At 73.4% G+C, this 13,024-nt stretch carries 16 protein-coding genes; 9 read left to right on the top strand and 7 right to left on the bottom strand.

What is annotated here, in order from left to right:
- Positions 1 to 249: 249 nt before the first annotated feature.
- Entirely contained in the window at positions 250 to 1,245 is a 996-nt protein-coding gene (locus tag ACWC9T_RS11625; protein ID WP_449820855.1) for an HAD family hydrolase, read from the bottom strand.
- Between the two features lie 95 nt (positions 1,246 to 1,340).
- Here ACWC9T_RS11625 and ACWC9T_RS11620 point away from each other — a divergent pair, with 95 nt between their 5' ends.
- The 7 genes from ACWC9T_RS11620 (at position 1,341) to hemB (ending at position 8,660) form a co-directional block, all read left to right on the top strand.
- Positions 1,341 to 1,616, top strand: a complete 276-nt coding sequence (locus tag ACWC9T_RS11620) for a glutaredoxin family protein (RefSeq protein WP_449820854.1) — start codon at positions 1,341 to 1,343, stop codon at positions 1,614 to 1,616.
- A 154-nt stretch (positions 1,617 to 1,770) separates the two neighbouring features.
- A complete protein-coding gene (locus tag ACWC9T_RS11615; RefSeq protein ID WP_449820853.1) occupies positions 1,771 to 2,517 on the top strand; it encodes a 3'-5' exonuclease in 747 nt (248 codons plus the stop codon).
- A 101-nt stretch (positions 2,518 to 2,618) separates the two neighbouring features.
- The gene (locus ACWC9T_RS11610; protein ID WP_449820852.1) at positions 2,619 to 3,524 is read left to right on the top strand and encodes a redox-sensing transcriptional repressor Rex; all 906 of its coding nucleotides are present in this window, start codon (positions 2,619 to 2,621) and stop codon (positions 3,522 to 3,524) included.
- Between the two features lie 25 nt (positions 3,525 to 3,549).
- Positions 3,550 to 4,914, top strand: a complete 1,365-nt coding sequence (locus ACWC9T_RS11605; protein WP_449820851.1) for a glutamyl-tRNA reductase — start codon at positions 3,550 to 3,552, stop codon at positions 4,912 to 4,914.
- 41 nt (positions 4,915 to 4,955) lie between these two features.
- Complete coding sequence (gene hemC, locus ACWC9T_RS11600) at positions 4,956 to 5,963, top strand: hydroxymethylbilane synthase (RefSeq protein WP_449820850.1); 1,008 nt, start codon at positions 4,956 to 4,958, stop codon at positions 5,961 to 5,963.
- Positions 5,960 to 7,606: a uroporphyrinogen-III synthase gene (locus ACWC9T_RS11595; protein ID WP_449820849.1), complete on the top strand. Its 1,647-nt coding sequence runs from the start codon at positions 5,960 to 5,962 to the stop codon at positions 7,604 to 7,606. The genes hemC and ACWC9T_RS11595 overlap by 4 nt, the downstream gene beginning before the upstream one ends.
- A gap of 73 nt (positions 7,607 to 7,679) precedes the next feature.
- Positions 7,680 to 8,660, top strand: a complete 981-nt coding sequence (gene hemB / locus ACWC9T_RS11590; RefSeq protein WP_449820848.1) for a porphobilinogen synthase — start codon at positions 7,680 to 7,682, stop codon at positions 8,658 to 8,660.
- 66 nt (positions 8,661 to 8,726) lie between these two features.
- Here hemB and ACWC9T_RS11585 read toward each other — a convergent pair whose 3' ends face one another.
- The 3 genes from ACWC9T_RS11585 to ACWC9T_RS11575 form a co-directional block, all read right to left on the bottom strand.
- Positions 8,727 to 8,984 (bottom strand): hypothetical protein, encoded by a 258-nt coding sequence (locus ACWC9T_RS11585; RefSeq protein ID WP_449820847.1) that lies wholly within the window; start codon positions 8,982 to 8,984, stop codon positions 8,727 to 8,729.
- Positions 8,985 to 9,197: 213 nt separating this feature from the next.
- Positions 9,198 to 9,542: a rodlet layer protein gene (locus ACWC9T_RS11580; RefSeq protein WP_449820846.1), complete on the bottom strand. Its 345-nt coding sequence runs from the start codon at positions 9,540 to 9,542 to the stop codon at positions 9,198 to 9,200.
- Between the two features lie 75 nt (positions 9,543 to 9,617).
- Positions 9,618 to 9,962, bottom strand: a complete 345-nt coding sequence (locus tag ACWC9T_RS11575) for a rodlet layer protein (RefSeq protein ID WP_449820845.1) — start codon at positions 9,960 to 9,962, stop codon at positions 9,618 to 9,620.
- 313 nt (positions 9,963 to 10,275) lie between these two features.
- Between ACWC9T_RS11575 and ACWC9T_RS11570 the strand changes: the two genes are divergently transcribed.
- The gene (locus tag ACWC9T_RS11570; protein WP_449820844.1) at positions 10,276 to 10,983 is read left to right on the top strand and encodes a hypothetical protein; all 708 of its coding nucleotides are present in this window, start codon (positions 10,276 to 10,278) and stop codon (positions 10,981 to 10,983) included.
- Positions 10,984 to 11,052: 69 nt separating this feature from the next.
- Here the strand turns inward: ACWC9T_RS11570 and ACWC9T_RS11565 are convergent, their stop codons facing one another.
- The 3 genes from ACWC9T_RS11565 to ACWC9T_RS11555 all read right to left on the bottom strand — a co-directional run bounded on the left by ACWC9T_RS11565 (position 11,053) and on the right by ACWC9T_RS11555 (position 12,170).
- The gene (locus tag ACWC9T_RS11565; protein WP_449820843.1) at positions 11,053 to 11,433 is read right to left on the bottom strand and encodes a hypothetical protein; all 381 of its coding nucleotides are present in this window, start codon (positions 11,431 to 11,433) and stop codon (positions 11,053 to 11,055) included.
- A 115-nt stretch (positions 11,434 to 11,548) separates the two neighbouring features.
- Positions 11,549 to 11,818, bottom strand: a complete 270-nt coding sequence (locus ACWC9T_RS11560) for a chaplin (protein ID WP_449820842.1) — start codon at positions 11,816 to 11,818, stop codon at positions 11,549 to 11,551.
- 109 nt (positions 11,819 to 11,927) lie between these two features.
- Positions 11,928 to 12,170 carry a chaplin gene (locus tag ACWC9T_RS11555; RefSeq protein ID WP_449820841.1) on the bottom strand — a complete coding sequence of 81 codons (243 nt, stop codon included), beginning with the start codon at positions 12,168 to 12,170 and terminating at the stop codon, positions 11,928 to 11,930.
- A gap of 565 nt (positions 12,171 to 12,735) precedes the next feature.
- Between ACWC9T_RS11555 and ACWC9T_RS11550 the strand changes: the two genes are divergently transcribed.
- Positions 12,736 to 12,975, top strand: a complete 240-nt coding sequence (locus ACWC9T_RS11550; protein WP_396531794.1) for a chaplin — start codon at positions 12,736 to 12,738, stop codon at positions 12,973 to 12,975.
- Positions 12,976 to 13,024 lie beyond the last annotated feature (49 nt).

Genomic DNA, 13,024 nt, shown 5'->3' with positions numbered 1-13,024 from the left:
GCGCTCAGGGTGACCAATTCGGCGGTCCTACGGGCGGTTTCCCAGCCTTGGGGCCCGGCAACCCCCGACTTCCCCGGCTTGACGAACGATCAGAACCGGTCATCGGGTGACAGGTTCGTGCAGCGGGTCGGGACGGCCTTGCCGGGAAAGGGAGTTCGCCCGTATGAGGGGCCAGGTCAGGGGCCTGGTTGACGTCCGCTCACCCACCCGGGGGAGGCCCGGGGGGCTTCCGGCCGCGTGGAAGGGAGTTCAGTCGCGCCGGCGACGGCGCTGCAGTGCCATCCCGGCCGCCGTCGCGCCGGCCAGCACCCCGGCCGCGGCCGCCGCCGGCAGTCCCACCCGGGCCGCCTTGCGTCCGGTCCGGAAGTCCCGCACCCGCCAGCCCTGCGCCCGGGCATGGCGCCGCAGCGCGCCGTCCGGGTTCACCACGTACGGGTGGCCGACCAGCGAGAGCATCGGGATGTCGTTGGCCGAGTCGCTGTACGCGGCGCAGCGGTCCAGGTCGAGGCGCTCGCGCCGGGCCAGCGCACGCACCGCGGCGGCCTTGGCCGGACCGTGCAGCAGGTCGCCGACCAGCCGGCCGGTGTAGGCGTCGTCCCGGGCCTCGGCGACGGTGCCGAGCGCGCCCGTCATGCCGAGCCGCCGGGCGATGATCCGGGCCACCTCCAGCGGGGCGGCGGTGACCAGCCAGACCCGCTGGCCGGCGTCCAGGTGCATCTGGACCAGGGCACGGGTACCGGGCCAGATCTTGTCGGCGACGACCTGCTCGAAGATCTCCTCGCAGATCGCCTCCAGGTCGGCGGTGCGCTTTCCGGCGACGATGCCGAGGGCGGTGTTCCGGGCGTCCGAGATGTGGTCCGGGTCCTCCGTGCCGTGCAGCCGGAAGAGGGCCTGCTGCCAGGCGAAGCGGGCGATGTCGCGGCGGGTGAGGAAACCGCGGCGGTAGAGGCCGACGCCGAGGTAGAAGATCGCGGCGCCGCGCAGGATGGTGTTGTCGCAGTCGAAGAAGGCGGCGGCGCGGGGGTCGTCCGGGTCGGGGGTGTGGTTCTCCGCCGGGGCCTTGGGCGCCTTCCCGGGTCGGCCCGGCGCCGGGCCGACCGCGACGGGCGCGTCGGCCGCCGGGGCGGCCGCGGGGAGGGACTGCGGCTCGGCGCGAAGCGCGGCCTCGGCCGCGGCCTCGCCCGCCAGGGCGCTCCGCGCGGTGGTGGAGCGCCTCGCCTGGGTGAGCCTTCGGAGCACGGCCATGTCACCGAGCATAGCCAGCCGGGCGGGGAGCGGCCGTGACGGAGCCGTGCCCACGCGGTGAACAGCTGTCCGTCGCCGGGCCCCACAATGGCGGGGTGAGCCCACTGCTGCGACGTAAGAGCCCCAAGTCCGCGGACCGTACCGTGACCCTGGTCGGCAAGCCCGGCTGCCACCTGTGCGACGAGGCCCGGGAGGTGATCGTCCGGGTGACGGCGGAGCTGGGCGCGACCTTCGAGGAGAAGGACATCACCCAGGACGAGGAGCTGTACCGCCGCTACTGGGAGCAGATCCCGGTCACCCTGATCGACGGCCGCCAGCACGACTTCTGGCGGGTCGACGAGCGCCGTCTGCGCACCGCCCTCGGCGCCTGAGCGGCTCGGCGAACCGCCCCCGCCGGTCGGCGGGGGCGGTTCGCTGAATCGTTGCCAAAGACACTCCGTTTCGGCCTGGGGAGGAGCGCCGTGGTCGGCTTACGATCGAACGCGTTTGCGCCCATGGGGGGCTGAGCACACGAGGAGTGCCGCCATGCTTCCCGGCCCGACCCCTGGGACGCCCCGAGCCCTGACGGGCCCCAGGGGCTTCGCGGTGGTGGACGTGGAGGCGACCGGCCGCAGCCCGTGGCGGCACCGGGTGGTCGAGATCGCGGTGGTGCTGCTGAGCGAGCGGCTCTGCCCCGAGGGCGAGTTCGCCACCCTGCTGGACCCGCTGGGCCCGGTCGGCCCGACCCATGTGCACCGAATACGCCAGACCGACGTCGAGGGCGCCCCGCGCTTCCGGGAGATCGCCCCGAGGCTGCTGGAGCTGCTGACCGGCCGGGTTCTGGTCGGCCATCACGTCAGCTGCGACCACGCCTTCCTGGACCGTGAGTTCGCCCGGATCGGGGTGCCGCTGCCGCCCGTGCCGCTGCTGTGCACCATGCAGCTGGCCCGCGAGCACCTGCCGGAGGCCCGCGGCCACGGCCTGGCGGCCTGTGTGGAGGCGGCGGGCCTGGGCTGGTACCCGGCGCACACCGCCCTGGGCGACGCCCGGGTGACCGCCGAGCTGCTGCGGCACTGCGTGGGCGCCCCGTCCTGTCCGCCGGACGACTGGGCCGGCCCACTGCGCGAGGCCGCCCGGGTGCCCTGGCCGCGACTGGGGCGGGCGCGGTCCCGCCCGTCCGGAACCGCCGTCCCACTGCTGCGCCGGGAGGCGCCGTACGGGCCCTGGCTGCCCGATTCACAGGCCCCGGAAGTCGTCCTCGCCCAACCCGGTGCTATGGGCTCGACGGCGTGATGCGTGTCACTGTGCGGGGACAAATCGGACACCATCTTTGTGCACACGTTCACAAACGCATAGCCTGGCTGCCAAAGCCCAGCTTCACCCACAGGAGCACCGTGGCAATCGGCCGATCACCACAGAGCAGTTCGCAGACGCCTGACCAGGGCGCCGCGCGCCGACCCTCGCGTGCCCGGGGCATCCCGGAGGCGACCGTCGCCCGCCTGCCCCTCTACCTGCGGGCCCTCACCGCGCTCTCCGAGCGCTCGGTGCCGACCGTCTCCTCCGAGGAGTTGGCCGCCGCGGCCGGAGTGAACTCGGCCAAGCTGCGCAAGGACTTCTCCTACCTCGGCTCCTACGGCACCCGCGGCGTCGGCTACGACGTCGAGTACCTCGTCTACCAGATCTCCCGCGAGCTCGGCCTGACCCAGGACTGGCCGGTCGTCATCGTCGGCATCGGGAACCTCGGGCACGCCCTCGCCAACTACGGCGGTTTCGCCTCCCGCGGTTTCCGGGTCGCCGCCCTGTTGGACGCCGACCCGAACGTGGTCGGTTCCACCGCGGCCGGACTGCCGGTGCGCCACATGGACGAGCTCGAGTCGATCGTCGAGAGCCAGCACGTCTCCATCGGCGTGATCACCACCCCGCCCGGCGCCGCCCAGCAGGTCTGCGACCGGCTGGTGGAGGCCGGCGTCACCAGCATCCTCAACTTCGCCCCGACCGTGCTGACCGTCCCGGACGGCGTGGACGTGCGCAAGGTGGACCTCTCCATCGAGCTGCAGATCCTGGCCTTCCACGAGCAGCGCAAGGCGGGCGAGGAGCCGGACCGCACCGAGTCGGTGCTCGACCGCGCCCCCGGACCGGTCCGGGCGGCGGCCGCCAAGCTGCGCCGTGCGGCCGGCGGCGGCAGCGGCAAGGGCCGCGGCTCCGGCGAGGCGGGCGGCAAGGACCAGGCCGAGCAGTCGGCCAAGGGCAAGTCCGCCAAGGGCGGCGAGGGCGAGCTGTCCGCGGTGATGCCCGCATGAACACCGAGAGCTGTGGGGGGCGGGCATGAGTCTTCTCGTCGTCGGACTGAGCCACCGGACGGCACCGGTCGGCGTGCTGGAGCGTGCCGCGCTGACCGGTGAGGTCCCGACCCGGCTGCTGCACGACGCGGCCGCCTCCTCGACCGTCGCCGAGGCCGCGCTGCTCAACACCTGCAACCGGATCGAGCTGTACGCGGACGTGGACAAGTTCCACGCCGGCGTTGCCGAGCTGTCGCTGCTGCTGGCCCACCACAGCGGGGTGGACCTGGAGGAGCTGACCTCCCACCTGTACGTCCACTACGAGGACCGCGCCGTCCACCACCTGTTCTCGGTGGCCTGCGGCCTGGACTCGATGGTCGTCGGCGAGGGCCAGATCCTCGGCCAACTGCGCGACGCGCTGGCCAAGTCCCAGGACGAGCACACCGCCGGGCGGGGCCTGAACGAGCTGTTCCAGCAGGCCCTGCGGGTCGGCAAGCGGGCGCACAGCGAGACCGGCATCGACAAGGCCGGCCAGTCGCTGGTCACCTTCGGCCTGGAGCAGGTCGCGGCGGGCGCGGGCGAGATCGCCGGCAAGCGCGCGCTGGTGGTCGGCGCCGGCTCGATGAGCTCCCTGGCCGCGGCCACCCTGGTCCGCTCCGGCGTCACCGACCTGCTGATCGCCAACCGGACCCCGGCCCGGGCCGAGCGCCTGGTCGAGATCCTCGGCCCGGACGTGGCCCGCACCCTCGACCTCGCCAAGGTGCCGCAGGCGCTGGCCGACGTCGACCTGGTGATCTCCTGCACCGGCGCGGCCGGCGCGGTGATCAAGGCCGAGGACGTGGCCGCCGCGGTCGCCCTCCGGCGTGACACTCAGCGGCTCCGCCGCGGGGCGCCGGAACCGCTCGCCCTGCTCGACCTCGCCATGCCGCGCGACGTCGACCACGCGGTGCACGAGCTCGCCGGCGCCCTGCTGGTCGACCTGGAGAGCCTCTCCCACGCGCACGCCGCCAGCCCCGGCGCCGGCGACGTCGACCAGGTCACCCGGATCGTCGCCGACGAGGTGACCGCCTTCGGCGCCGCCCAGCGGGCCGCCCGGATCGCGCCTACCGTGGTCGCGCTGCGGGCGATGGCCTCCGACGTGGTCGCCGCCGAGCTGGGCCGGCTGGACTCCCGGCTGCCCGACCTGGACGAGCGCTCCCGCGCCGAGATCACCCAGACCGTCCGTCGCGTCGTCGACAAGCTGCTGCACGCCCCGACCGTCCGGGTGAAGCAGTTGGCCGCCGAGCCCGGCGGCGCCTCCTACGCGGACGCCCTGCGCGAGCTGTTCGACCTCGACCCGGCGGCCGTGCACGCCGTGTCGGGCACGCCCGTCGGCGGCCAGCCCCAGCCCTCGGGCGGGGGCGCCAGATGAACCGTCAGCCATCCCACGAGTACCACCGGGACGATCACCTCATGAATGGTCAACCGCTCACCGAGCAGGCCTCGGGAGCCCCCGCCCTGCGGCTCGGCACCCGGCGCAGCGCGCTCGCCATGGCCCAGTCGGGCATGGTCGCCCGCGAGGTGACCAGGCTCACCGGGCGCCCCGTCGAGCTGGTCGAGATCACCACCTACGGCGACACCTCCCGGGAGGCGCTCGCGCAGATCGGCGGCACCGGCGTGTTCGTCTCCGCGCTGCGGGACGCGCTGCTGGAGGGCCGGATCGACTTCGCCGTGCACTCGCTCAAGGACCTGCCCACCGCCTCGCCCGCGGGCCTGGTGCTGGCCGCCGTCCCCGAGCGCGAGGACGTCCGGGACGCCCTGGTCGCGGCCGAGGGCCTGAACCTGGACGAGCTGGTGGAGAAGCTGGCCGGAGCCGGCCGCCCGGCCCGGATCGGCACCGGCTCGCCGCGCCGGATGGCGCAGCTGAACGCCTGGGCGATCGCCCGCGGCGCCCAGCTGGAGACCGTCGCGATCCGCGGCAACGTGGACACCCGGATCGGCTACGTGACCGGCGGCGAGCTGGACGCGGTCGTGCTGGCCACGGCCGGCCTCAACCGGCTCGGCCGCGGCGCCGAGATCTCCCAGCACCTCGACCCAGAGCTGATGATCCCGGCCCCCGGCCAGGGCGCGCTCGCGATCGAGTGCACCACCGCCGACGCTGAGCTGACCGCCGCGCTCGCCCTGCTGGACCACGCCCCCACCAGGGTCGCCGTGGCTGCTGAGCGCGCCCTGCTGGCCACCCTGGAGGCCGGCTGCTCGGCCCCGGTGGCCGCACTGGCCACCTGGGGCCGGGAGAACGAACTGCAGTTGGACGGTGTGGTCGGCAACCCCGACGGCACCGCCCTGCTGAAGATGTCCGCCAACGGTCCGATCGTCCTCGACGAGACCGCCGAGCAGCAGGCGCGGGCCCTCGGCCACGCCCTGGCCGCCCGGCTGCTCGACGCGGGCGCGGCCGCCCTGATGGGGGAGCGAGCCCGATGAGCCCCACCGCCGCCACCGACGCCCTGTTCCCGGCAGGCCAGCCCTCCGGACGGTGCACCTTCCTGGGCGCGGGCCCCGGGGACCCGGGCCTGCTGACCCTGCGCGCGGTCGAGGTGCTGTCCTCGGCCGACATCCTGGTGGCCGACCCGCTGACCGCGGCGGCCGTGCGCACCCACTGCCCGTCCGGTGTGCAGGTGCACACCCCGGGCGTCGAGGGCGCCGAGTTCGACCTGGCCAAGCTGGTCGCCGAGGCCGTCCGGTCCGGCAAGCACGTGGTCCGCACCGTCGACGGCGACCCGGGCCTGGACGGCTGCGCCGCCGAGGAGATGCTCAGTTGCGCGGGCGAAGGGATCCCCTTCGAGGTGATCCCGGGCGTCGCCCAGTCGGTCGGCGTCCCGGCCTACGCGGGTGTCCCGCTGCGCGGCGCGGCCGGCGCCGACGTCCGCTTCGTGGACGGCGCCCAGCTGCTGTCCGGCGGCCCGGTCGACCTGGGCGCGCCGGAGACCACCCTGGTGGTGCGCACCACCCTGGGCCAGCTGCCGGCCACCGCCAACGCCCTGGTCTCCAACGGCCGCAAGCCGGAGTCGGCGCTGAGCGCCACCCTCTCCGGCACCACCACCCGCCAGCGCACCTTCACCTCCACGCTGTCCGCCATCGCGGCCGACCTGAAGGCCGCCCGGGTGCTGCCCTCGCCGGTCTCCGCCCCGGTGGACCCGGCCACCTCGGTGATAGCCGTGGTGGGCGAGCAGGTCGCCCACCGGGCCTCGCACTCGTGGTTCGAGACCAAGCCGCTGTTCGGCTGGAACGTGCTCGTGCCGCGCACTAAGGAGCAGGCCCACGGCCTGTCCGAGCAGCTGCGCTCGTACGGCGCGGTGCCGCAGGAGGTGCCGACCATCGCGGTCGAGCCGCCGCGCACCCCGCAGCAGATGGAGCGGGCCATCAAGGGCCTGGTCACCGGCCGCTACGAGTGGATCGCCTTCACCTCGGTGAACGCCGTCCGCGCCGTCCGGGAGAAGTTCGAGGAGTACGGCCTGGACGCCCGTGCGTTCGCCGGGATCAAGGTCGCGGCGGTCGGCGAGACCACCGCGCAGGCCCTGGTGGACTTCGGCGTCAAGCCGGACCTGGTGCCCTCCGGCGAGCAGTCCGCGGCCGGGCTGCTGGAGGACTGGCCGCCGTACGACCCGGTGTTCGACCCGATCGACCGGGTGCTGCTGCCGCGCGCCGACATCGCCACCGAGACCCTGGTGGCCGGCCTGGTCGAGCTCGGCTGGGAGGTCGACGACGTGACGGCGTACCGGACGGTGCGCGCCTCGCCGCCGCCGGCCGAGACCCGCGAGGCGATCAAGGGCGGCGGCTTCGACGCGGTGCTGTTCACCTCGTCCTCGACCGTCCGGAACCTGGTCGGCATCGCCGGCAAGCCGCACAACGTCACGGTCATCGCCTGCATCGGCCCGGCCACCGCCAAGACCGCCGAGGAGCACGGCCTGCGGGTCGACGTGATGGCCCCGGCGCCGTCGGCGGCCGCGCTGGCCCAGGCGCTGGCGGACTTCGGTGCCAAGCGCCGCGACACCGCGACGGCCGCGGGCGAGCCGGTCTACCGGCCCAGCGAGCGCCGTCCGGGCTCGCGCCGCAAGGCCCGCTGAGGCCCCCAACCAGTGTGCCGGGGGCGGAAGTCCACCGCCCTCGGCACGGCACAACCGTTCGGAGAGAGAAGCCGTGTCCGCTGAATTCCCGTACGTTCGCCCCCGCCGGCTGCGCCAGAGCCCGGCGATGCGCCGCCTGGTCGCCGAGACCCGGCTGCATCCGGCGGAGCTGATCCTGCCGCTGTTCGTCCGCGAGGGCGTCAGCGAGCCCGTCCCGGTCAGCTCGATGCCTGGCGTGGTCCAGCACACCCGGGACACCCTGCGCAAGGCCGTGGTGGAGGCAGCCGAGGCGGGCCTGGGCGGCGTCATGCTGTTCGGCGTCCCGGCCGTGCAGGACGCGATCGGCAGCGAGGGCACCAACCCGGACGGCATCCTCCAGCAGGCCATCCGGGACGTGGTCTCCGAGGTCGGCGACTCCCTGGTGGTCATGTCCGACCTCTGCCTGGACGAGTACACCGACCACGGCCACTGCGGCGTGCTGGCCGCCGACGGCGGCGTGGACAACGACGCCACCCTGGAGCGCTACGCCGAGATGGCCCGGGTGCAGGCCGACGCCGGCGTCCACCTGGTCGGCCCGTCCGGCATGATGGACGGTCAGATCGCCGTCATCCGGCGGGCGTTGGACGAGGCCGGGCACCAGGACACGGGCATCCTCGCCTACACCGCCAAGTACGCCTCGGCCTTCTACGGCCCGTTCCGCGAGGCGGTCGGATCCTCGCTCAAGGGCGACCGCAAGACCTACCAGCAGGACCCGGCCAACGCCCGCGAGGCGCTGCGCGAGCTGGAGCAGGACCTCGCCGAGGGCGCCGACATGGTGATGGTCAAGCCGGCTATGGCCTACCTGGACATCCTGCGCCAGGTCGCCGACGCCTCCCCGGTGCCGGTCTCCGCGTACCAGGTGTCCGGCGAGTACGCGATGGTCGAGGCGGCCGCCGCGAACGGCTGGATCGACCGGGAGCGGATGATCATGGAGACGCTCACCTCCATCCGCCGGGCCGGTGCCGAGCAGATCCTCACCTACTGGGCGCTAGAGGCCGCGCAGATGCTCAAGTAGGGCTGCCTGTACAGCAGAAGGCCGGGCCGCTCCCGACGGAGCGACCCGGCCTTCCGGGTTCCGCTATCAGCCGACGTGCGCGAAGCCCGCGCCGCCGCCGACCAGGCCGGTGGAGGTGGCGGCGCCGCCGCCGAAGCCGCCGGCGACGATGTCGGAGGTGTGGGCGACGCCGAAGCCTCCACCGGCCAGGAACGGCGGGTTGGCCGAGGCCTCGATGCCGCCGCCGCCCGCCAGGCCGACGTGGGCGAACGCCGGGGTGGCGGCACCGGCGAGCGCCAGCGCGGCGGTGGCGGTCAGGGCGGCCTTGGCCAGCTTGCTCTTCATGGATCTGCCCTCTCTGTGGGAGCGCCCCCGCGGGCGCTCTGGCTCTGACTCGTGATCACATCCGGTCCGTCCGGCCCGACGCCCCACGCGCCGGGCCGGATGGACCGGTCACCCGGCCGAGCGGTGAGCCCGGCCGGACTCCTCGTCCCGCAAGTCCGGAGGGCCCGGGGAGACCTTCCTCCCCGGGCCCTCCGTCCGTGTCATGTCCCTTGATCAGCCGATCAGGTGCGAGATGCCCGCGTCGCCCGAGGACTGGGTGTTCTGGCCGACGTTGCAGATCTGCTTCGGGGTGCTGTTCAGGATCGGCACCTCGATCGGCACCGCGGCGCCGGCGGCGGTGACTGCGATGTTGTGGATCTCCGGCAGGCAGATGTTCGGGTTGTCCAGGGTGTGGAAGTTCGGGCTGCCGTTGCCGTGGGTGCCGGTCTGGTTGGTGCCGCCGTTGCCCTGGACCGTGGTGGCGGCGCCGTCCGAGTCGGCGATGGCGGAGGCCGAGCCGGCGGACATCGCGAGGGCGGCGGCAGCCAGTCCGGCGGCGGCGAGGGACTTCTTGATCATTTCTGGTTTTCCTCTCGAAGGTGAATCGGGGAGAGAATCGAGGGTGGTTCGGGGGAGAGCCGCGAGGGGGACCGGTCAGCCGACCAGGTGGGACACGCCCGCGTCGCCGTGGCTCTGGGTGCCCTGGCCCTGGGTGCAGTACTGCCTGCCACCGCTGTTGGCGATCGGGACCTCGACCGGGATGGCCAGGCCGGCCCCGCTCACGGCGATGTTGTGGATCTCGGGCAGGCAGATGTTCGCGTTGTCCAGGAAGTGGAAGTTCGGGCTGTTGTTCCCGACGGTGCCGGTGAAGTTGGTGCCGCCGTTGCCCTCGATGGAGGCCGCGGCGCCGTCCGCGTCACCGATGGCGGCGGCCGGCGCGGCGGCGGCGGCCAGCGCGGCGACGGCCAGGCCGGCGGCGGCGAAGGACTTCTGGATCATGGGGAGATCCCTCTCTGAAATGCTTTCGGTTTCCGTGCGGTACAACGCGTAGAACACTCGGACCCGGTCTGCAGTCACTGACGTCCAGATCAAAGAATGACGGCACGGAAGGTTACGGGGATTTTTGAAAAGATTCCGGGAGGCGCGTCGAAGAAGGGTTTTCGGTCGGATTATTAGGCCGAACCGGTTAATGCCCGCAATCCGAACTCGCGGTCATTCGTTGAGGCAGATTGCTTTCCGGCTGCGACCCCGCAGCCCTTCCTCACAGATCTCCAGTACGCCTCCAGTACGGACAGGCAGAACGGTGAAAAGCATGAAGTTCTCCAAGCGGGCCGGCGCGATGCTGCTGGCGGTCGGTGCGGGCATGCTCGCCTCCCAGGGATCGGCCTCCGCCGCCGCGGTGGGCCCCGACCGGGTCGGATCCCTGGAGGACAAGCTGGCCGCCCAGCAGGTCCCGGCGGACGTGCCGCTCGCCCCGCTGGGCAGCCACCTGCACTCCGACATCCCGACCTCGCTGCTGATGCCGCCGGTGCCCGGCCGGACCACCGACAACGGACTGCTCCCGGACCGCCTGGTGCCCCAGCTGGCCACCGGCAAGGTCGGCCCGAGCGCCAAGGCCGAGCTGCCGCTCCCGCTGGTCGACCAGGGCGCCGACCTCGGCGAGGTGCTGCTGGAGGCTCCGGCCACGCCGCTGCAGGCCAAGACCCCCGGCCTGGCCGTCGGAGAGCCGCTGGCCCTGGTCCACGACGGCACCGGCCAGCTCGCCGACGGCCGGCTCAAGGTGGACGAGCTGGACCCGCGCCTGGTGCCCGGCGCCGTGCAGACCGTCCCCGGGGCCACCGCCAGCCTCGGCGGCGACGAGAGCCGGTTGTCCGTCACCGACGAGGTGAACGACCTGGCGAACACCACCGCCGCGACCGCCACCGGCGTGCTTCGGCAGACGGACCTGACCGGCACCGCGGCGGCGACCGCCACCGGTCCGGGGCAGCGGTCGGGACTGGCCGGGCTGACCCGGCGCTGAGCCCCGGCGCCGGACACGGCGGAGCCCGGCACCCCGTTCGCCGTCAGGGGTGCCGGGCTCCGCTGCGATTCAGCCCGGCAGGGCGCCGGTCAGCCCGCCGACCAGCGGGAGGTCCTTGACGCCGCCGCCCGCGCTCAGCGGGCCGGTCAGCGTGCCGGTGCCGACCGGGGCCAGGCCCTGGTCCGGCTGGACGGTCGCGCCGTTGTTGAGCACGTCGGCCGAGGAGTTGGCCCACGGGTCCAGACGCAGGCTCTTGATCGGTGCGACGCCGTAGCCGAGGCCGGCCGTCGTCCCGTTCAGCGCCTGCCCGACGTCGGTCTTGGCCAGCGAGGCCGGGCCGGCCGCGGGCGCCTGCCCCGAGGCGGTGGCAGCCTGCGCCGAGCCGGTGCCGAGCAGCACCGCCGCGCCCACGGCGGCGGCCAGGCCCGCCCCGCTCTTCATCGAAACCATGCGGATCACCCTTCGGTGGGTCGGGGTCTCCCGGACGGCCCGTCCGGGGATGCCGAACTGCCCCCCGGCCGGCTGGTCGGGGGGCAGTTCGGCCGGAACACGTGCCGATCGGGGATCAGCAGTCGTCCGCGGGCTTCGGATGCACCTCCACGTTGGCGCAGCTGTTGCCGAAGGCCGGGTTCAGCAGGCCGGTGGCGCCGAGGGTGTTGCCGCACAGGTTGATCGGGATGTGCACCGGCACCTGGATCTGGTTGCCGGACTCGACACCGGGGGAGCCGGCGGCCACGCCCTGGGCGCCCGAGCTGGCGGCGGCGGAGCCCGCCGCGCCCAGCACCAGGCCGGCAGCGGCGGCGGAGAGGACAGCGACCTTCTTCACGTTCTGCATGGGGGTTGATCTCCTAGATCACACACGGGTGGAGCGTGCCGTGCCCCGGCGCTGCGGAGCGCGGCACGGGCTCGGTGAGTCGGCGGTCGCCGGAGCGGCGACCGCCGGGTCAGCCGAGGTTGGCGCACTTGTTGCCGAAGGCCGGGTTCAGCGTGCCGGTGGCGCCGAAGGTGTTGCCGCACAGGTTGATCGGGATGTGCACCGGGATCTGGATCTGGTTGCCGGAGAGCACGCCGGGGGAGCCGGCGGCCACGCCCTGGGCGCCCGAGCTGGCGAACGCGCCACCGGCGGCACCGAGCACCAGGCCGGTGGCGGCCAGCGACAGGGTGGCGGCCTTCTTGAGGTTGCGCATGATTTTCCTCCGAGTTTCTGCCCGACGGAACGGAAATGTCGGGAGCCGGGCGAGCAGGAATGCTGGCCCGACGGCTTCAGGGATTGCCGTGATTGTCACTCCGACGGCGCACGCCGGCGTGTTCCGCCCATGGCTCGGGCGTCGACGCAGCGCCGCGTTGTTCCAGCGCCAGGCGAACAATTCCCGCACGGCCGGGAACGGTTTCAGGCAAAGGCGCGACCGGGAATTCCCGGTCAGGCGTTCAGGCGGTGTCGCCGAACGCCGGGTTCTGGGGAGCCCGCCACGCGACTTGCCGGTGGCCTCGGTGCCGACGAGGCCGTGGGCGAGCTGCGCATGAGCGGTACTCGATTCATGAGTGGGACCGGATGGATCGTCTTCCGCCAGGGAGAACGAGGCGGTGCGTGAGGGGAAACGGCCCGGTCCGTCGATCACCCGAATGCCGGTCAGCGCCCCTTCGCTGCTCCGGACGGGTGACAGTGCGCGCACGGTCGCAACCGGCCCGGACGGGTCTCGTTCTAGATGTCGCACTCCCCGTGCATCTCTGTTGAACAGTCAGGAGGCTCGCATGAGCATCAAGAAGACCGCCGCCGTCGGCGCGGCTGTGGTGGGCATCGTGGCCGCCGGCGCCGGCACCGCCATGGCCAGCTCTGGCGCCGAGGGCGTCGCCGCCGGCTCCCCCGGTGTCATCTCGGGCAACCAGATCCAGGTTCCGGTGCACATCCCGGTCAACCTGTGTGGCAACACCGTCGACGCCGCCGGCCTGCTGAACCCGGCGTTCGGCAACCACTGTGCCAACGTGGGCTGAATCCACACCCGGTTCGGCCGGTGAGAGCCGCCGTTCCGCGCTTCCCTCC

This window comes from Kitasatospora sp. NPDC001159 (assembly GCF_053598235.1).
The sequence above is the reverse complement of the archived record's forward strand: the minus strand, read 5'-3'. Positions and strand labels throughout refer to the sequence as shown.

Excerpts from the sequence above, each read along its gene's own strand:
- ACWC9T_RS11615 (WP_449820853.1), top strand. The coding sequence starts at position 1,771 with ATGCTTCCCGGCCCGACCCCTGGGACGCCCCGAGCCCTGACGGGCCCC.
- ACWC9T_RS11570 (WP_449820844.1), top strand. The coding sequence starts at position 10,276 with ATGAAGTTCTCCAAGCGGGCCGGCGCGATGCTGCTGGCGGTCGGTGCG.
- ACWC9T_RS11585 (WP_449820847.1), bottom strand. The coding sequence starts at position 8,984 with ATGAAGAGCAAGCTGGCCAAGGCCGCCCTGACCGCCACCGCCGCGCTG.
- ACWC9T_RS11565 (WP_449820843.1), bottom strand. The coding sequence starts at position 11,433 with ATGGTTTCGATGAAGAGCGGGGCGGGCCTGGCCGCCGCCGTGGGCGCG.
- ACWC9T_RS11555 (WP_449820841.1), bottom strand. The coding sequence starts at position 12,170 with ATGCGCAACCTCAAGAAGGCCGCCACCCTGTCGCTGGCCGCCACCGGC.
- ACWC9T_RS11605 (WP_449820851.1), top strand. The coding sequence starts at position 3,550 with ATGAGTCTTCTCGTCGTCGGACTGAGCCACCGGACGGCACCGGTCGGC.
- ACWC9T_RS11595 (WP_449820849.1), top strand. The coding sequence starts at position 5,960 with ATGAGCCCCACCGCCGCCACCGACGCCCTGTTCCCGGCAGGCCAGCCC.
- ACWC9T_RS11560 (WP_449820842.1), bottom strand. The coding sequence starts at position 11,818 with ATGCAGAACGTGAAGAAGGTCGCTGTCCTCTCCGCCGCCGCTGCCGGC.
- ACWC9T_RS11550 (WP_396531794.1), top strand. The coding sequence starts at position 12,736 with ATGAGCATCAAGAAGACCGCCGCCGTCGGCGCGGCTGTGGTGGGCATC.
- ACWC9T_RS11625 (WP_449820855.1), bottom strand. The coding sequence starts at position 1,245 with ATGGCCGTGCTCCGAAGGCTCACCCAGGCGAGGCGCTCCACCACCGCG.
- ACWC9T_RS11575 (WP_449820845.1), bottom strand. The coding sequence starts at position 9,962 with ATGATCCAGAAGTCCTTCGCCGCCGCCGGCCTGGCCGTCGCCGCGCTG.
- hemC (WP_449820850.1), top strand. The coding sequence starts at position 4,956 with ATGAATGGTCAACCGCTCACCGAGCAGGCCTCGGGAGCCCCCGCCCTG.
- ACWC9T_RS11580 (WP_449820846.1), bottom strand. The coding sequence starts at position 9,542 with ATGATCAAGAAGTCCCTCGCCGCCGCCGGACTGGCTGCCGCCGCCCTC.